General features: G+C 69.1%; 24 protein-coding genes. 22 read left to right on the top strand and 2 right to left on the bottom strand.

The window, feature by feature from the left end; genetic code table 11:
- Positions 1-8: 8 nt before the first annotated feature.
- Together NBH00_RS05320 and NBH00_RS05315 are read right to left on the bottom strand one after the other, a co-directional pair.
- Positions 9-641, bottom strand: a complete 633-nt coding sequence (locus NBH00_RS05320) for a GP88 family protein (RefSeq protein WP_437126604.1) — start codon at positions 639-641, stop codon at positions 9-11.
- A gap of 140 nt (positions 642-781) precedes the next feature.
- Positions 782-1,171 carry a hypothetical protein gene (locus NBH00_RS05315; RefSeq protein WP_254572309.1) on the bottom strand — a complete coding sequence of 130 codons (390 nt, stop codon included), beginning with the start codon at positions 1,169-1,171 and terminating at the stop codon, positions 782-784.
- Positions 1,172-1,768: 597 nt separating this feature from the next.
- Between NBH00_RS05315 and NBH00_RS05310 the strand changes: the two genes are divergently transcribed.
- The 22 genes from NBH00_RS05310 to NBH00_RS05205 all read left to right on the top strand — a co-directional run bounded on the left by NBH00_RS05310 (position 1,769) and on the right by NBH00_RS05205 (position 15,196).
- Positions 1,769-1,996 carry a BrnA antitoxin family protein gene (locus NBH00_RS05310; protein ID WP_254572308.1) on the top strand — a complete coding sequence of 76 codons (228 nt, stop codon included), beginning with the start codon at positions 1,769-1,771 and terminating at the stop codon, positions 1,994-1,996.
- A gap of 202 nt (positions 1,997-2,198) precedes the next feature.
- Positions 2,199-2,360 (top strand): hypothetical protein, encoded by a 162-nt coding sequence (locus tag NBH00_RS05305; RefSeq protein WP_254572307.1) that lies wholly within the window; start codon positions 2,199-2,201, stop codon positions 2,358-2,360.
- Complete coding sequence (locus NBH00_RS05300; RefSeq protein WP_254572306.1) at positions 2,357-2,617, top strand: hypothetical protein; 261 nt, start codon at positions 2,357-2,359, stop codon at positions 2,615-2,617. Before NBH00_RS05305 ends, NBH00_RS05300 begins: the two co-directional genes overlap by 4 nt.
- A gap of 59 nt (positions 2,618-2,676) precedes the next feature.
- Entirely contained in the window at positions 2,677-2,910 is a 234-nt protein-coding gene (locus NBH00_RS05295; RefSeq protein WP_254572305.1) for a hypothetical protein, read from the top strand.
- Positions 2,907-3,128, top strand: coding sequence for a hypothetical protein (locus tag NBH00_RS05290; protein ID WP_254572304.1), 222 nt, complete (start codon positions 2,907-2,909; stop codon positions 3,126-3,128). Before NBH00_RS05295 ends, NBH00_RS05290 begins: the two co-directional genes overlap by 4 nt.
- Positions 3,125-4,447 (top strand): DNA cytosine methyltransferase, encoded by a 1,323-nt coding sequence (locus tag NBH00_RS05285; protein WP_254572303.1) that lies wholly within the window; start codon positions 3,125-3,127, stop codon positions 4,445-4,447. The genes NBH00_RS05290 and NBH00_RS05285 overlap by 4 nt, the downstream gene beginning before the upstream one ends.
- Positions 4,447-4,797 carry an HNH endonuclease signature motif containing protein gene (locus tag NBH00_RS05280; RefSeq protein WP_254572302.1) on the top strand — a complete coding sequence of 117 codons (351 nt, stop codon included), beginning with the start codon at positions 4,447-4,449 and terminating at the stop codon, positions 4,795-4,797. The genes NBH00_RS05285 and NBH00_RS05280 overlap by 1 nt, the downstream gene beginning before the upstream one ends.
- A gap of 28 nt (positions 4,798-4,825) precedes the next feature.
- A complete protein-coding gene (locus tag NBH00_RS05275) occupies positions 4,826-6,388 on the top strand; it encodes a terminase large subunit domain-containing protein (RefSeq protein WP_254572301.1) in 1,563 nt (520 codons plus the stop codon).
- Positions 6,385-6,777 carry a hypothetical protein gene (locus NBH00_RS05270; RefSeq protein WP_254572300.1) on the top strand — a complete coding sequence of 131 codons (393 nt, stop codon included), beginning with the start codon at positions 6,385-6,387 and terminating at the stop codon, positions 6,775-6,777. The genes NBH00_RS05275 and NBH00_RS05270 overlap by 4 nt, the downstream gene beginning before the upstream one ends.
- Positions 6,774-6,971, top strand: a complete 198-nt coding sequence (locus NBH00_RS05265; protein WP_254572299.1) for a hypothetical protein — start codon at positions 6,774-6,776, stop codon at positions 6,969-6,971. The genes NBH00_RS05270 and NBH00_RS05265 overlap by 4 nt, the downstream gene beginning before the upstream one ends.
- Entirely contained in the window at positions 6,961-7,113 is a 153-nt protein-coding gene (locus NBH00_RS05260) for a hypothetical protein (protein WP_254572298.1), read from the top strand. The genes NBH00_RS05265 and NBH00_RS05260 overlap by 11 nt, the downstream gene beginning before the upstream one ends.
- A 3-nt stretch (positions 7,114-7,116) precedes the next feature.
- Positions 7,117-7,488, top strand: coding sequence for a hypothetical protein (locus NBH00_RS05255; RefSeq protein ID WP_254572297.1), 372 nt, complete (start codon positions 7,117-7,119; stop codon positions 7,486-7,488).
- A gap of 1 nt (position 7,489) precedes the next feature.
- Positions 7,490-8,704 (top strand): hypothetical protein, encoded by a 1,215-nt coding sequence (locus tag NBH00_RS05250; protein ID WP_254572296.1) that lies wholly within the window; start codon positions 7,490-7,492, stop codon positions 8,702-8,704.
- A 21-nt stretch (positions 8,705-8,725) separates the two neighbouring features.
- Entirely contained in the window at positions 8,726-9,040 is a 315-nt protein-coding gene (locus tag NBH00_RS05245; RefSeq protein ID WP_254572295.1) for a hypothetical protein, read from the top strand.
- A 12-nt stretch (positions 9,041-9,052) separates the two neighbouring features.
- Complete coding sequence (locus NBH00_RS05240; protein WP_254572294.1) at positions 9,053-9,493, top strand: hypothetical protein; 441 nt, start codon at positions 9,053-9,055, stop codon at positions 9,491-9,493.
- Positions 9,490-9,819, top strand: coding sequence for a hypothetical protein (locus tag NBH00_RS05235; protein ID WP_254572293.1), 330 nt, complete (start codon positions 9,490-9,492; stop codon positions 9,817-9,819). Before NBH00_RS05240 ends, NBH00_RS05235 begins: the two co-directional genes overlap by 4 nt.
- Positions 9,816-10,067, top strand: coding sequence for a hypothetical protein (locus NBH00_RS05230; protein ID WP_254572292.1), 252 nt, complete (start codon positions 9,816-9,818; stop codon positions 10,065-10,067). Before NBH00_RS05235 ends, NBH00_RS05230 begins: the two co-directional genes overlap by 4 nt.
- Complete coding sequence (locus NBH00_RS05225) at positions 10,054-12,060, top strand: portal protein (RefSeq protein WP_254572291.1); 2,007 nt, start codon at positions 10,054-10,056, stop codon at positions 12,058-12,060. The genes NBH00_RS05230 and NBH00_RS05225 overlap by 14 nt, the downstream gene beginning before the upstream one ends.
- A 43-nt stretch (positions 12,061-12,103) precedes the next feature.
- Positions 12,104-12,580 (top strand): hypothetical protein, encoded by a 477-nt coding sequence (locus NBH00_RS05220; RefSeq protein ID WP_254572290.1) that lies wholly within the window; start codon positions 12,104-12,106, stop codon positions 12,578-12,580.
- A 5-nt stretch (positions 12,581-12,585) separates the two neighbouring features.
- Complete coding sequence (locus tag NBH00_RS05215; protein ID WP_254572289.1) at positions 12,586-12,882, top strand: hypothetical protein; 297 nt, start codon at positions 12,586-12,588, stop codon at positions 12,880-12,882.
- Between the two features lie 70 nt (positions 12,883-12,952).
- Complete coding sequence (locus tag NBH00_RS05210; protein WP_254572288.1) at positions 12,953-13,924, top strand: hypothetical protein; 972 nt, start codon at positions 12,953-12,955, stop codon at positions 13,922-13,924.
- A gap of 18 nt (positions 13,925-13,942) precedes the next feature.
- Complete coding sequence (locus tag NBH00_RS05205) at positions 13,943-15,196, top strand: phage major capsid protein (RefSeq protein WP_254572287.1); 1,254 nt, start codon at positions 13,943-13,945, stop codon at positions 15,194-15,196.
- Positions 15,197-15,266 lie beyond the last annotated feature (70 nt).

The raw sequence follows: 15,266 nt of genomic DNA, 5'->3' as shown, positions 1-15,266 counted from the left end.
GGACAGAACTAGTGCAGCGGGTAGACGACGAGCGGGACATCCGGCGACCAGCATGCGCGGCAGTCGCCGCACTCGCCATCCTGGGTGTATGCCGGGCACTGCCACGCGCCGGCGGGCAGCTCACCGCCCGTCGACACCGCGGAGAACGTGCGCCCGTTACCGGCGCGGTCGGGGTTCGGGTAGTGGTCGACGAGCGCGGCCGACTGGCGCACGTTCAGGTTCGCGGGCAGTGGCCCGTTGGCACGGATCCACGATGCGAGCACGCCAGCCTCGCGGGAGGGCATCCAGAACCGAACCCATGGCAGCGCGTCGGCAACGTCCACGATCAACGCGAGATGCTCGAGCGACTGCAGGTCCCCTGAGTCGTGCCAGCGGAAGACGCCGGACTCCCGGCACTGCCATCCGATGAGCGTGACCATCGCCCGGATCCACTCGGCGCGCGGCGCCGGACCGGACAGCGCCAGGCGCACGGATGCCAGTCGCCGGTACTGCGCCGGGATGACCTCCGGGTACATCCGATAGGACCCCTTCAGCGCGTAACAGTCGCCGCACACCGTCGGGCGGGCATCGGTCGACGCTGCCCGCAGGCGGGATCCGACGTTGCACTCAGCAGCGGGCAGGCCGTAGGACGGGCACGGCATCTTCCCCGGTGAGGACAGCCCGGCGACGACACGGGAATGCGGCGGCCTGGGTGATACCCATCGTCCGTCCCCACTCCCGCACATCGGTCGGGGCGGACAGCGTCGCGAGAGGCGAGAGAGCATCGATACGGAGCATCGGACTAGCCCTCCAGCGCGCGACGCATAGCGGCGGACAGCAGGACGTACGCGTCGACCGCGTCGCCATCGACCATGGCGTCGGAGAGCTGCAGCACGACGTACAGCGCGGCATCGCGGGCGGTGAGAGCCGATGCGTGCGTCGTCCAGTCGCACCCGCTCATCAGCTCTTCGTCGGGTGTCGCGACCACGTAGCGGATGAATGAGTCGTCGTCGTCGTAGTAGTCCGACGCGGTCTCGTCGTCCTGCAGGTAGAGGACCCGCTCGTCGTCGATGGCGACGGACAGCGCGTTGAAGCCTCCACCAAGGTCTTCCATTCCGAAGGCCACGTCGTGCGACTGCAGCTCTGCAGCGAGCGGGCGGAGCGCACGGGGGAAGAAGTCAAAGTCAGACATTGGGATCTCCAGTGAAGAGAGGGGGCTGAGGTTGTCGGGGTCAACCGACGACCAGAACCCTCGCACACCCCCTAGCGTGCTGTCAAGGCCGGAGAGGAAAAGATTGTGCGGACAGAGGATGCGGCCCGGGAACTAGGGACGGATGAGGGTTGATAGGAGCTGCGACGGATGCCCCTTCAGCTCTGGGGGATGGGGTGCCCGTCAATGCTGCGCGCGCTGCTCGTCGTCGCCCGCCCGTGACTATGTGTACTCGTGGGGTACAGCAGCCATGCGCCGTCGGATCCGCCATCGGATGCAGGCCTGCGTGCGCTCATACACCTAGTCCGTTGTCCACCCCTCCCCCTCTGCGCACGCACACTGGCGCTGGCGCTGACGCGCGGGCAGGGATCGAATCGGATGTGACCTGATCCCGGGCAGCGGCCGGCAACCCTGCAATCGCCCGCACTCGCACGACGTGGGCGGGCATGCCCCCGGGGGGGGAGGGCGCGAGCTCGCGAGCGTGCAATGCAGTCACTGGCCCCTCCTGCACTAGCCCCCCACCTTCAGCCTGTACCGCAACGTACCGCTCTGTCCCGCACTAGCACTACGGTCTGGCCCATGCTCGCCTCGACCTCGTTCCGCCTGCCTGAAGACCTGCTGGAGCGGATGCATGCCGCCCGTGGCGACGTGCCGCTCACGCGCTGGATGATCAGGGCCTGCGAGGAGCGCCTGGAGCGCGAGACCGCCCCCTTGCCGGTGGAGGCGGTGCGCGAAGCCAGGCAGCGGGTCGCGCCGTCCAGGCCGGCGCATGCCCCGACGTGCCGCTGCGGGGTGTGTCAGGCCTAGCGGCCGACGGTCATCCAGATGCTGAAGGCGATGCCGGCCAGGAGGAAGAGGCCCCAGCCGTTGTCTTCGAGCCACATAACCAGGCGTTCGATGGGTCCCATGGGGCAAGTGTGTCACCGGGGGTCTGTTTGCACAAGGACGCCCACCCGTGGTCTGTCCGCTGGACGTGCGAGGGTTCTGTCCCCTCAACGACTGGAGAGAGATGCCCCGCATCCACGTCATGCTCTCGGAGGAGCACCTGGAGAAGCTCGAGCGACTGGCGGATGGCCGGCCGCGCTCGCTCGTGCTGCAGCGCCTGATCGACGAAGCGACCGACCACCGTCGCGCCGCCGAGGATCCGCCCACCGAGCCGGTGGCGCAGTGAGCTCGCTGCCTACCGACGCGGCGGACGAGGAGATCGCAAGGCTCCGCGCGGCCCTCCACGACATCGCCACGCGCCCGAAGGTCGAGCTGAACCCGGACGGCGTGGATCAGGCGGCGTGGACGATGGCGCTCATCGCGGAGGTTGCGCTGGCAGAGCCGGGGCGAGTGCAGCCGCTGCACATGTCCCAGGTGCTCTCGTGGGCTCGGGACCCCGACTGGACCCACCGCCCGTCCGATCCTCCGGGGTGCGTGGAGTGAGCTGCTTCCTCGCGCCGTTCGTCGACACGCCCTGTGATGGCCCCATGGATAAAGCCCACTTGATCCCTAAGCAGCGGATCAAGCGGCAGTTCACCGGCGAGCGCAAGGACCTGCTCGACGAGGTGATCTGGCACCCGTCCTGCTGGGTGCCGGCGTGCCGCAAGCACCACGGCGACTTCGACAACCACGTCTTCCGCATCCCGCGCTCGGCCCTGCCGCAGGGCGTGGAGATCTTCGCGGAGGCGTTGGGGATGGCGTGGTCGCTCGAGGCCGACTTCGGGGTGCGGGCATGAAGCCACCCTGGGTCCCGCCGCTCGGCTCGCTGGTGCAGGTCCACAACCCGCAGCCGTTGTCGAAGGGCACGGTGATCGGCGCACCCTTCCTGAAGAACGGCACCTGGCGCGTGTCGGTGCAGTACCACCCCTACGGCTACCTGCCGCTCGTCGGCGGCGAGCGCCCGCGCGGCGAAGTGGTGGCCTCGTCCATGCTCGACCTGCTGAGGCCCTCATGACCGTAATCGACCTATTTGCGGGCCCCGGCGGCTGGGATCTGTCCGCAGAAGCCATGGGCATCAGCCCCATCGGCCTGGAGTTCGACGACAACGCCTGCGCGACGCGGCGCGCGGCGGGCCTGCGCACGATGCAGTGCGACGTGGCCGCCGTCGATCTCACCGACCCCGTCGTGGGGTGGCCGGGGACGCGGGTCCACGGCCTGATCGCCTCCCCGCCGTGCCAGGCCTTCAGCACGGCCGGGAAGGGCGCGGGTCGCGGCGCCCTTGGCGTGTACGTGGAGGCGCTGCAGCGGATGGCCGACGGCGACCCGATGCCCATCGAGGAGCTCGACGCCGCGTGCGGCGACCCGCGCGGGCATCTGGTCCTCGAGCCGATGCGCTGGGCGCTGGCACTGAACCCGGAGTGGATCGCGCTCGAGCAGGTCCCCCCGGTGCTGCCGCTCTGGGAGATCATGGCCGTCAGCCTCCGCAAGCTGGGCTACTCGGTCTGGACGGGGATTCTGTCCGCCGAGCAGTACGGGGTGCCGCAGACCCGCAAACGGGCGATTCTCATCGCCTCCCGGACCCGCACGGTGTCTCAGCCGCCGCCGACGCATCAGCGATACCTGCCGACGCGGAAGAACGACGCCGAGGGCCTGTTCGACATGGAGCCGCAGCGGCGGGTGCATCCCGACGACCATGGGCTGCTGCCGTGGGTGTCGATGGCCGATGCGCTCGGGTGGGGCATGACCGAGCGGCCATACCCGGTGATCGCGTGTTCGAGCGGCACGGGCGGCCCTGACAAGGAGAAGGTCGGCGGCTCGGCGGCCCGCGCTGTGATCTACGACGAGCAGGCGGCGGGTCGGTGGTGTTTCAGGGCGACGAACGAACGCCCGCGCGCCGCCGAGCGCGAGCTGGACGAGCCCGCGCCCTCGCTGGCCTTCGGGCACAACCCACCTCGGTGGGTCCTGCGGGCCGGTACGAACGCGAACGACGCCTCGCGGCACCTCGACGAGCCGGCGCCCACGATGCGGTTCGGCGCCCGCCTGAATAACGTGTCGTGGGTGGAGGAGCGCCCGGCGACGACCGTCGCGTGCGACCCGCGGATTCACCCGCCGGGCCACAAGGTCAGCCAGGCCGATCTCGACGCGGGCCGCAACGACTACGAGGGTCGCGCCGGGACGAACGCCGTGCGCGTGACCATTGAGGAGGCCGGGGTGCTGCAGTCCTTCCCCGCCGACTACCCGTGGCAGGGCACGAAGACCAAGCGGTTCCAGCAGGTCGGCAACGCAATTCCGGTCCTTTTGGCCGGTGCCATCCTGAAGGCGCTGGTCGACTAATGCCGCGCTACAAGAAGCTCAAGATCGCCGGGAAGACCCTCTCGGCGCATCGGGTGATCTACGAGCAGCACCACGGGCCGATCCCGACCGGCTGGCACGTTCACCACATCGACGGGGATCCGCTCAACAACGATCCTGCGAACCTCCAGGCGCTCTCGCCGCGCGAGCACTCGCGGTTGCATAACGACCGCCATCCGCGGGTCAAGGCGTGCGAGGTGTGCGGGCGGGACTTCGAGCCCCCGCCAACGAAGCGCAAGCGCGCGAAGTCGTGCTCGCCCGAGTGTGCTCGCGCCCTGATGTCGGCCGCCGCGGTCAAGAGAGAGGCTGCGCGCCGCGCCCTCGTCGGCTGACGCCTCTGTCCGCAGTAACTTCCGGTGCGTGCCCGCTGCACCCTTCGAGGTCGACTACGACGCGCTGCTGGCCCTCCCGGAGGCCGAGCAGCGCGAGTGGTATGCCAAGATCGCGCGGCTCAAGCGGGACCTCGAGTCCAACCCGCTCTGGGGCTACGTGCCGCACGACGGCCGCGGGACCGGCGGGCAGATCGCCTACCACGAGTGCTCGACCGACGGGCTCTTCATCGCGGCCGCCATCGCCGGCAACCGCTGGGGCAAGACGCACGGCGGCCTCATGGACGACGCGATCCAGACGCTCCCGCCCGAGTTCGTCCCGCCGTGGCTTGAGGGCTACCGGCGCAAGCCCTACAACGGCGACTACCGCTGCCGCGTCGTCGTCGTCGACCTGCCGAACGCGCTCACGAAGGTGTGGCTGCCGAAGATGCGCCGCGTCATCCCCGCCGGCGCGCTCTGGAAGGGCGACTTCCAGAAGGCCTGGAACGAGCGCACCCGCATGCTGCAGTTCGCCGACGGCTCGTGGTGGGACTTCCTGACCCACGACATGGACGTGGACGCCTACGCCGGCGCGGACGTTGACCGGATCCACTTCGACGAGGAGCCGCCCGGCGCCAAGGGCCGCGCGCAGTTCGACGAGTCCCTGGTCCGCCTCATCGACCGCGACGGCGACGTGCGCTTCACGCTCACCCCGCTGCTCGGTCTGAACTGGGTCTACTACGAGATCACCGACGGCGGCGTGCCGCGCAACGACGAGGACTGCCGCGTCATCACCGGGTCGATGGACGACAACCCGCATACCGCCAAGGCGATGAAGGAGCGGCTGAAGAAGAAGTGGGCCAAGGACCCGCTGCTGCTCGAGGCGCGCATGAACGGCTCCTTCGTCCACTTCGCCGGCTCGATCTACCCCGAGTTCAGCGAGGCCGAGCACGTCGTCCCCGCGCGCCCGGTCCCGCGCCGGGGCGAGAAGGCCAAGCCCTCGGTGCCGGTCTATGCCTCCATCGACCCGGGTCTGGACCACCCTTCGGGCGTCGTCTTCGCCTGGGTGGACGAGCTCGACGTGATGGAGGTCTTCCACGCCTTCAAGATCCGGGGCACCGTCAGCGACGTGGCCAAGCACTTCCACGCCGCCTGCGAGCGGTTCGAGGTCAAGCCGCGGTGGGTGGTCATCGACCCCAGCGCCCGGAACAAGAGCCACATCACGGGCCGCTCGATGCAGCTCGAGTACGCCGAGCACGGCATTCACACCCTGCCGGGCCAGAACAGCCGCCTGGCGGGCTTTTCGCGCGTTAAGGAGCGGCTGTCGACCGGGAGGCTGCTGGTCCACGCCGGGAACGAGGAGTTGGTCGAGGAGTTCCGCGACTACCGCTGGAAGGCGCGGCGCAACCAGTCCGAGGATGCGAGCCCGGAGGAGCCGATCAAGGTCAAGGACGACATGCTCGACGCGCTGCGCTACCTCGTGATGTCGCTGCCGGTGAAGGGCCGGGCCGAGGCCGACGAGAAGCTGCTCACCGGCCCCGAGCAGATGCTTCAGGACGACCTGGCCTCCAAGTGGCGCAAGCGCCGCAAGCGCCAGAGGATCGGGTCCAAGTGAGCCAGGAGCAGGCGGGCTTCCTCCGCGACACGGCGCCAGCTGGCGCCTCCCTCGGCGCGCTCCTGGTGGCGGGCACCGAAGATCTGCGCTTTGCCGGCGGCAAGTCCTCCTTCGCTGCCGTGCTGTCGACGGCCGGCGACAACGCCGTCATCGCGCCGGCGGCCGGCAAGCGGATCCGCGTCTACTGGGTCGCCTTCATCCCCAGCAGCGACAACGCCTCGGCGAACCTCGTCACCGTTGGCTGGCCGTCGACCGCGGTGAACATGTACATCGGCTACGCGCTCGCGCACTGGGAGGTCTTCACCGGCGCGATCAACGAGCCCGTGAACGTCAACCTCGCCAACGCCCAGCCGGTCGCGGTGACCATCCACTACCAGGAGATCGCATGATCCCTCGCCTCGGCCAGGAGGTGCGCCTGCATGGCGCGTCGGCCTGCCACATGCGGGTCGTGCGCGCCGACGGGCGCGTGGAGCACTACTCCCACTTCAGCCGGCCGCGGCCGGTCTACAACCTGCGCGCCTGGCTGTGGCTGGTCGCGCGCTTCCTCGAGTACAAGCAGATGGAGAAGAACGATGCCCGCTGAGCGCACCGTCCGTGTATCGCGGACCTGGGACCTGAAGGTCACCGCCGAGTACGGCGACACCGACGAGACCCTCGTCGAGAAGGCCGTCGTCACCGACGCCGACGAGCCGTCCGAGACCCGCAACCTGCTCCCGGAGGACTGACCCATGGCCCTGACCACCGTTGGCCGAGGCTGGATCATCGACCGCCTCCAGAACGTCGAGCTCCCCGCCGGTGCGCTCATGCAGTTCATCGGCTGGGGCACCGGCTCCGTGGCCGAGAACGTCGCCGACACGGACCTCGGCACCGCGAGCTCGGAGGCGCGCACGACGGGCACGCTCTCGCAGCCCACGGCGACCACGGACCGCTGTGTCGGGACGATCACCTCGACGCAGACGCAGACGATCACCGAGGCCGGCCGCTTCAACACGCTCACGAAGGGTGCCGCGAACCAGCAGATGCAGCAGCGTCATGTCTTCACCGGCATCCCGCTGCTCTCGGGGGACGCCATCGTCTTCACGCTCGACCTGACGGACTGACATGGCGGTCGCCTTCCGCAACGCCAGCTCGGCGGCGGCACAGGCGGCCAGTGTCACGGTCAACAAGCCGACGGGTGTCGTCACCGACGACATCATGGTGCTGTTCACCGCCACGACGGCGAACGCCGCCTTCACCACGCCCACCGGCTGGACGGTCCTGACCTCGTCGGTGATCGTCCAGGACGGGGCGGCGACGCTGATGACGGTCGCCGCCTACTACCGCTTCGCGGGGGCGTCGGAGCCCACGACGTTCACGGTCACAAACGCATCCTCGGGCGGCATCTCGGCCGCGATCTCCGCGTGGTCGGGGGTCTCCAAGACGAACCCCATCGACGCTTCCGCCCGCGCGGCGACGGCGAACAACACCACGTCCATCGCCACCCCAACGGTCACGACGACGAAGGCCGGCTCGGGGGTCGTCATCGCGGCCGTGACGGCCGTCAACCTTGCCTCGGCGCCGGCGGTCACCTATCCCACGGGCACCACGAAGGACTCCGAGGCACTCGGGACCACGGCCCTGGCGAACAACTCTGGGTCCGGCGTCGGCCAGGAGAACGCCCTCATCGCCACGGCCGGCACGACGACGACCTCGAGGACGCTGACCACGGCGTCCAACGCGGGGTGGTCGGCGTGGACGGTCGCGCTCCAGCAGGCCAACGCCACCTACAACCAGGCGGGGGCTGCGGCTGCGACGTTCACCGCCGCCCGGGGCTCGCAGCAGATCTCGAAGCTTCGCGCTGCCGCCGTCACGTTCGCCGTCGTCCTGGCGCGATCCCTGCTGGCCAACCGGTCGCTGGCGGCGCCGGTCACCTTCGCCACCACGGCGACGCGCGCCGGCACACTGCGCCGCAGCCTCACGACGGCCGTCACGCCCACGGCCGTCGTGTCGCGCAGTGTCAGCGCCGCTCGAGCCTTCACCGCGTCCATGACCACTGGGGTTGCCCGGAGCGTGACCGTGTCCGCGATGCGCACCGCGGCGATGACGCCCGCGACCGCCTTCACCCGGAGCATCTCAGCCGCGCGTTCGTTCGCCGCCCCGGCGACCCTCTCAACGGTCTTCAACCGCGGCACCCAGGTGCCGCGCGCCTACGTCGCCTCGGTCGCGTTCACGGTGAAGGGCCGCGTCGACATCGCGATGAGCGTCCTGAACCGGATGACAGGTGGCGGCGGGACGACGATCATCAAGAAGATCACGACCTACGTCTTCGATGACTGACCCTCAACGTAAGGTTTAGGCATGAGCGTTCGCGGCGACCTGCAGGCAGCGATCAAGGCCTACACGGCTGCCTCGCAGCACATCTCCTCCGCGCAGGGGCTCGTCGAGCGCCTGCAGGCGTGCAGCCAGGACGTGGCCAGGCTCCCAGACCCTGAACCCCAGGGTGAGGGCATGGTGCCGCCGCAGCACGAGGTCGACGCCAGGACGCCGACCCCTGGGCAGCAGGCGGCAAACCAGGCCGGCGGCGTGCAGGTTCACGTCCATGTCGGGGGCTCGCAGCCGCCGTCGTTCCCCGACAAGAAGCAGGTCATGGCCCGGCTGCGCCGGAACGGGTGAGAACCTCTCAGCATGACTGACTTGTCCGCAGCCTCCAAGATTCGGCTGTCCGCACCCCCGACCGCGTGCGCTTCGTGCTTCGGCCAGTACCCCGAGCGCCGCCATGTCGACTTCGGCGCCGCCTACGACGGGCCGACGGTGGAGGGTGACTCGCCCCTCGCTGGCGTCACGACCGTCGCCATCGACGACCTCATCATCTGCGAGGAGTGCCTGTGTGCAGCCGCTGCACTTCTGGGCCTCCGCGACGACGGGGAGACCGCTACCGAGGTCGAGCGCCTGACCGCCCAGGTCGACGACCTCCGCGCACGCAACCTCGGAGCCTTGGACTACATCCGCCGGGTCGACGAGGAGATCGCCGAGCGCGCGAAGCTCGAGGAGCTCTTCCGGCCCAAGGAGGAGCCGGTCGAGGAGGAGAAGCCGCAGCGGCGCCCGACCAAGCGGACGGCCGCGTGAGCAGCCTGCCCAAGAAGGCCGACGGCTCGGTCGACGGCGACGGCACGAACGCCGCCACCTCCGCGCTCCACGGCTACGGCTTCACATCCGCCGGCAAGCTCGCCGTCGCGTCGGGAGGCACCGTGGCCTACATCCACAACGGCCTGCCGTTCACTGCTGCGGGCCAGGTCGCCGTCGCCGTCGACACCGCCATCACGGTCACCCACAACGGCTTCGGCTATGACGCCGCCGGCCGCTTGGTGACGACGCAGGCTGGCCCGTTCACGGTCACCCACAACGGCTTCAACTTCAACGCGGCCGGCGCGCTGCAGATGGCCATCGCATGACGGTCATCGCCTGCATCGAAGCGGTCGCTCTGGTGGTCGTCGTCATCGCCTTCCTGCGATACGCCCAGTGGGCTGCGGCGGCCGCGCAGCGTGAGCGCGCCGCCCTCCTGGACCTGCGCCTCTCCAACCCGCAGACGCAGTTTGTTGCCCCGCAGGGGCCGCGGCCTGTCCCTGACCCGCCGAAGGATCTGGCCAACCTGAACCGCATCGGCACCATCACTCGAGGAGTCCCGGATGCCGCAGATTGACTCGACCGTCGCCGACCTGGACGCGTTGCTCCTTGCCGCCGAGTCCGCGCGCCGGCCGTTCGAGCCGCAGGTCTTCCTGAACCTCGCGTTCTACACGGGCGACCAGTGGGTGGCCTGGGATGGCACACAGGTCTTCGAGCCCGAGCTCGAGGACTGGCGCGCGAAGGTCGTCGACAACCGCATCCAGCCCGCGGTCCTCACCGAGGTCGCGAAGATGACCAAGGAGCGGCCCAACTGGGAGGTGCTCCTCAACAGCCAGGCCGACGAGGACATCAGCGGCGCGCGCTTCGCCGAGATGGCGATGAAGGACGCCTGGCGCACCTTCGACATGGCCCGCAAGCTGCGCGGTAGCGTCCTCGCCTCACGAGTCATGACGGCCTCCTACTGGAAGATCTGGTGGGACTCTTCGGCCGGCAAGAGCACGAAGGCGCTCGTCTACGCCGACGATCACCCGCAGGCCGGCAAGGTCGCCCGGGCCAAGTCCTCCGGCGCCCCGTTGCGTCCGGACGCGCTCGGCTCGATGCCGCCCGAGATGGCGGCCATGCTCACGCCGAAGACCATCGCCATGGGCGAGATCCGCGTGGACCCGAAGAACTTCTTCGAGATTGCGGTGGACCCGATGGCCACCGATGAGGGGATCGCCTCGGCGGGCTACATCGTCGAGAAGGCGGTGTTCTCGCAGGACTACTGCCGCGAGCACTTCAGCGACTTCTACGACCAGCTGAACTTCGACCAGTCGCCCACCGCCGGCATCGGCAAGGGCCGCATGGCCTTCAGCCGCTTCATGGGCTCGGGGATGGCCACGCAGCACCAGGCCCAGGGCGCCGAGATCCGCGAGTACTGGTCCAAGGACAAGCACACGATCTGGACCAAGGACGGCCTGCTGCTGCTCGAGGAGGCCAATCCCTACCCGCGGCTGCCCTACTTCATGTTCCGCGGCCGCCCGGTCCCTGGTCAGTTCGTCCCGGACTGCACGGTCACGCAGCTCATCCCCCGGCAGATCAGCCTGAACCGCATCGAGTCCCAGCTCGAGGAGAACGCCGAGCGCATCGGCAACCCGCCGCTGCTCTCGCCCTCGTCCATCGACGACGAGGACTTCCCGTGGATGGGCCTGCCGGGCGAGAAGGTCATCTACAACGACACGGGCTCGCCGGGCGCGGTGCCGCAGTTCATGCGCGTGCCGGAGATGCCGGGCTACATCCAGAACCTCGTGCCGAGCATCGAGAAGTCGATGATGGAGATCTCCGGCCAGCACGAGGTGTCCGGCGCCAACGTCCCCCAGGGCGTCACGGCCGCCTCGGCCATCCAGCTACTGCAGGAGGCCGACGACACGCGGCTGGGGCCGGACATCTCCGAGATGGACAACACCCTCTCTGAGGCCGGCTCGATGATGCTCTGGCTGATGGACCGCTTCTACAACGACGAGCGGTTCCTGCGCGTCGCCGGCGACGAGGGCATGTGGGACGTGCAGTCGTTCAAGGGCAAGATGCTCAACGGCCACACGCAGATCCAGGCGCAGACCGGTTCGGGCCTGCCGCAGAGCACGGCCGCCAAGCAGGCGGCCCTCTCGCAGTTGGCGATGATGTTCACCCAGAACGGTCAGGCGATCCCCGACCGCGCCTGGCGCAAGATCCTCGCCGAGTACCAGATCGGTGGCCTGGACCAGTTCTTCGCCAACAGCACCCGGGACTCCCGTCAGGTGCTCGAGGAGAACCGGAAGATGGCCCAGCCGGACGCCGAGGACCTGCCGATCAACAACTACGACAACGACGACGCGCACATCGAAGAGCATGAGGACTTCCAGAAGACCGCCCAGTACAGCCAGCTGCCGCTGCTGAACCGGGAGATCATCGAGACCCATGTGCAGGCCCACCGCGACCGTCGCGGCCAGCTCCAGGCCGCCCAGCAGCAGGCCGGCATCCCGCCGGCCGCTGGCCCTCCGGGCGCCCCTGCTGGCTCCCCACCTCCCCCCGGACCGATGCCGCCGAGCTAGGTCTTACCTTTCAACCATCAGCCTCAACCTGAGAGTGAGCGTTATGAGCACCCCAGACAGCACCGACCGCGATCCCGTCGAGTACGGCGACCCGGCCAGCACGCCCGAGTCCCCGAACCCGGCCGCCATCGACCAGCCGACCACGGCCGAGCCGACGCAGGAGAGCACCGACGGTCCCGGCCTCCAGGACGACCAGGACGTGAACGCCGAGAGCGTCGCGCCCGGCGTCGACGCCCCGGAGCTCGTCGCCAAGCACGACGCGAAGTTCCCCCAGCCCACCCAGACGTTCGTGGACGGCGCCCCCATCGAGGGCCACTTCGTGACCATCGACTCTTCCTACGACGGCGTCAGCGACGCCTACGCCAACGTCAAGGGCCTCGAGGACCACAAGGGCTTCTACGGCGTGTGGTACTCGACGACCCGCGAGGGCCAGGCCGTCGTGCGCCTGCGCGACGACACCGCCGCGTACGTCACGGTGCCCATCGAGGCGCTCTCCCGCGCGGTGGCCGGCGGGCGCTGATCCCGATGTTCCCGCCCCCGAAGAAGAGGCCCGCTCCCGGCGCCGACGCCATGCCCCCGGAGGGCTCGCCGGCCGAGGAGCGCAACGAGTCTCCCGCCGAGGAGCACTCTGAGCAGGAGGCGGGCATGAAGGCGGTCGACGTGCTCGCCGGCCTCGTGTCCTCCCCGAAGGCTCAGCTCGCGCTGAAGATCGTCGAGCAGGACATCATGGGCGGCGGCGACGCCGGCCCCACCCACTCTTCCCCGCCCGGCTTCGCCGGCGCGAAGGAACAGGCCCTCGCCGCAATGAAGGCGCAGGGCTAACCAACCGACACGCGCCAAGGGCACGCCACAGCTTTCGGGCCAAGGGCGAGCTACAGCGCCAAGGAGCAGCATGGACAATCTGTCCGCATCAGATGGCGTCGTACAGCCCCACGAAGACATCGAGCCTTTCGACATCTTCCGCGCGGCCCGCTTTGGCTATCCGCTCCCCCGCCTTGCCGGCGGGTCTGGAGAGGGTGGAGAAGGCGGGGAAGGCGGGGAGGGTGGCGAGGACTCAGGTGTCGTCGACGCGGGCCAAGGCAACGGCCTCTACGACCTCAGCAGCGCGCCGGAAGAGCTTCGGCCGTACCTCGAGGAGCAGCTTCGTCAGGTGCAGAAGAACGTCGGGTCCAAGTTCGAGGAGAACGCCCAGTACCGCAAGCAGTGGGCGCCCTTCGAGGATCTTGGGATCCAGGATGTGCCCACGGAGGACCTGCAGGAACTGCTGGCCTTCCGTGACCTGTTGCAGGACCAGGACGGCTTCAAGTCCTGGCTGACCGCGGCGGCCGAGCAGGTTGGCCTCGACCTCGGTCAGGGCCAGATGGACGAGAACTCCTGGCTGGAGTACGGCCAGGCCAACGGCTTCCTTGCCGGTGGCGAGGACGACCCGATGGGCGAAGAGCCCGCCGGCGTCGACCAGCAGGGCCTCATCGACCAGATGATGGCCCAGATGGAGCAGCGGTTCTCGGGCTTTGAGCAGTTCATGGCCGAGCAGCAGCAGGAGAAGGCCGTCGGGTCCGCCGAGCAGGAGCTGCAGCAGTCGCTGCAGGCCCTCGAGGCAGAGCACGGGGAGTTCGACCAGGCCGCAGTGATCAGTCTGGCGCACGCCTTCATCGACCAGCCCGACCCGGTCGCGGCCGCCTTCGCTGAGTACCAGCGGATCGCGGGCACGAGCCAGGCGGACCTGCTCGACGAGAAGGCCACGGGGCAGCCCGCCCCGGCTCTGGCCCCCGGCACCACCGACACATCCCCCCCGAAGTTCAACGGCATCAACGATCCCGCCCTCAAGGACGCGGCCCGCGCCCGGTTCGCAGCCTCATCCTGAACGAACTAGGAGCCATCCATGGCCACGCAGACCCTCGCCACTGCGGACGCGATCCTCAAGGATCTCTACCGCGGCCCCATCATCGAGCAGCTCAACTACAAGACGTACATGCTCGACATGATCGAGCGCGACTCGGAGTCCGTCGACTTCACCGGTCGCCGCGCGATCTTCCCCGTCCACTCGGCGCCGAACTTCTCGCCCACGTCCTTCGGTGACGGCGGCGGCCTGGCCACCCCGGGCACCCAGGGGTACCAGGACGGCATCGTCGGCATCAAGTACCACAACGCCGGCATCGAGCTGACGGACCAGTCGATCCGTCAGGCGAACGGGGACAATGCTGGCGCGTTCGTCAACCTGCTCGACAACGACACCAAGCTGCTCGCGCAGGACATGAAGAAGAACCTCAACCGCCAGATCTTCGGTGACGGCACGGGGCTCATCACCGCGGTCACCGCGGGCGGCGCCGGCACGAACAACGTGACGGTCTCGTCCACCCAGTACCTGCGTCCGGGCGCCGTCGTGGACGTGCTCGTGCGCGCCTCGGGCGCGTCGGTCACGGCGTCCACCTCGGTGGTCATCCAGTCGATCAACCGTGCTACGAAGGTCGTCACCTTCACGACGACCATCACCGGCACCACGGACAACACGTTCGGGCTCTACCTGCCTGGCGCGCGTACGCTGGAGCTGGAGGCGGGCCTGCGCAACGTGGCCGCCACGAACCGCACGCTGCACGGCATCAACTCGGCGACGGCCGGCAACGAGTTCTGGAACTCGAGCCAGCGCGACGCGGCCTCGGCCGTGGCGGGCGAGTCGATCTTCGAGCAGCTCGCCGACGACATCGGCGGCGTGGGTCAGGGCGAGGTCGAGGTCTTCCTCACCACGCGCGGCATCCGGCGCCGGCTCGCGGACACCTACCAGTCCCAGAAGCGGTTCGTGGACGCCAAGGCCGTGGAGATCCACGGCGGCTACCAGTCGATCTTCGTCAACGAGATCCCCGTGATCGCCGACGACGACTGCCCGAAGGGCTACGCCTTCGCGCTCCGCAAGCCGAGCTGGAAGTGGTTCGAGCTCGCGGCGCCGGACTGGCTGAAGTCCAAGGACGGCTCGGTGTGGCAGCTGGCCAACTCGGCGGCCCCCGCCCAGGGCTCGCTGATCGGCCGGCGCGCCGCCTGGCAGGCGTGGTTCATCTGGTACGCCTCGCTCGCGTGCATGGCGCCCAACCAGACGGGCGCGATCATCAACGCCGCGGACGACGCTGCGGTGAACTACTAGGCCCTCTGTCCCTAGCAGTCGCCGGGGGGTGGCCCATACTTGGGCCACCCCCCGTCTTCTTGGAGAGCCC

It is taken from the genome of Paraconexibacter antarcticus (assembly GCF_024220175.1).
GTDB lineage: Bacteria > Actinomycetota > Thermoleophilia > Solirubrobacterales > Solirubrobacteraceae > Paraconexibacter > Paraconexibacter antarcticus.
Note: the sequence above shows the minus strand (reverse complement) of the source record. Positions and strands in the feature narration are given on the sequence as shown.

Bases quoted from the DNA above. Each gene is read 5' to 3' on its own strand.
- NBH00_RS05320 (WP_437126604.1), bottom strand. From the start codon at position 641: ATGCCGTGCCCGTCCTACGGCCTGCCCGCTGCTGAGTGCAACGTCGGA.
- NBH00_RS05315 (WP_254572309.1), bottom strand. From the start codon at position 1,171: ATGTCTGACTTTGACTTCTTCCCCCGTGCGCTCCGCCCGCTCGCTGCA.
- NBH00_RS05310 (WP_254572308.1), top strand. From the start codon at position 1,769: ATGCTCGCCTCGACCTCGTTCCGCCTGCCTGAAGACCTGCTGGAGCGG.
- NBH00_RS05305 (WP_254572307.1), top strand. From the start codon at position 2,199: ATGCCCCGCATCCACGTCATGCTCTCGGAGGAGCACCTGGAGAAGCTC.
- NBH00_RS05290 (WP_254572304.1), top strand. From the start codon at position 2,907: ATGAAGCCACCCTGGGTCCCGCCGCTCGGCTCGCTGGTGCAGGTCCAC.
- NBH00_RS05285 (WP_254572303.1), top strand. From the start codon at position 3,125: ATGACCGTAATCGACCTATTTGCGGGCCCCGGCGGCTGGGATCTGTCC.
- NBH00_RS05280 (WP_254572302.1), top strand. From the start codon at position 4,447: ATGCCGCGCTACAAGAAGCTCAAGATCGCCGGGAAGACCCTCTCGGCG.
- NBH00_RS05265 (WP_254572299.1), top strand. From the start codon at position 6,774: ATGATCCCTCGCCTCGGCCAGGAGGTGCGCCTGCATGGCGCGTCGGCC.
- NBH00_RS05260 (WP_254572298.1), top strand. From the start codon at position 6,961: ATGCCCGCTGAGCGCACCGTCCGTGTATCGCGGACCTGGGACCTGAAG.
- NBH00_RS05255 (WP_254572297.1), top strand. From the start codon at position 7,117: ATGGCCCTGACCACCGTTGGCCGAGGCTGGATCATCGACCGCCTCCAG.
- NBH00_RS05250 (WP_254572296.1), top strand. From the start codon at position 7,490: ATGGCGGTCGCCTTCCGCAACGCCAGCTCGGCGGCGGCACAGGCGGCC.
- NBH00_RS05245 (WP_254572295.1), top strand. From the start codon at position 8,726: ATGAGCGTTCGCGGCGACCTGCAGGCAGCGATCAAGGCCTACACGGCT.
- NBH00_RS05240 (WP_254572294.1), top strand. From the start codon at position 9,053: ATGACTGACTTGTCCGCAGCCTCCAAGATTCGGCTGTCCGCACCCCCG.
- NBH00_RS05230 (WP_254572292.1), top strand. From the start codon at position 9,816: ATGACGGTCATCGCCTGCATCGAAGCGGTCGCTCTGGTGGTCGTCGTC.
- NBH00_RS05225 (WP_254572291.1), top strand. From the start codon at position 10,054: ATGCCGCAGATTGACTCGACCGTCGCCGACCTGGACGCGTTGCTCCTT.
- NBH00_RS05220 (WP_254572290.1), top strand. From the start codon at position 12,104: ATGAGCACCCCAGACAGCACCGACCGCGATCCCGTCGAGTACGGCGAC.
- NBH00_RS05215 (WP_254572289.1), top strand. From the start codon at position 12,586: ATGTTCCCGCCCCCGAAGAAGAGGCCCGCTCCCGGCGCCGACGCCATG.
- NBH00_RS05210 (WP_254572288.1), top strand. From the start codon at position 12,953: ATGGACAATCTGTCCGCATCAGATGGCGTCGTACAGCCCCACGAAGAC.
- NBH00_RS05205 (WP_254572287.1), top strand. From the start codon at position 13,943: ATGGCCACGCAGACCCTCGCCACTGCGGACGCGATCCTCAAGGATCTC.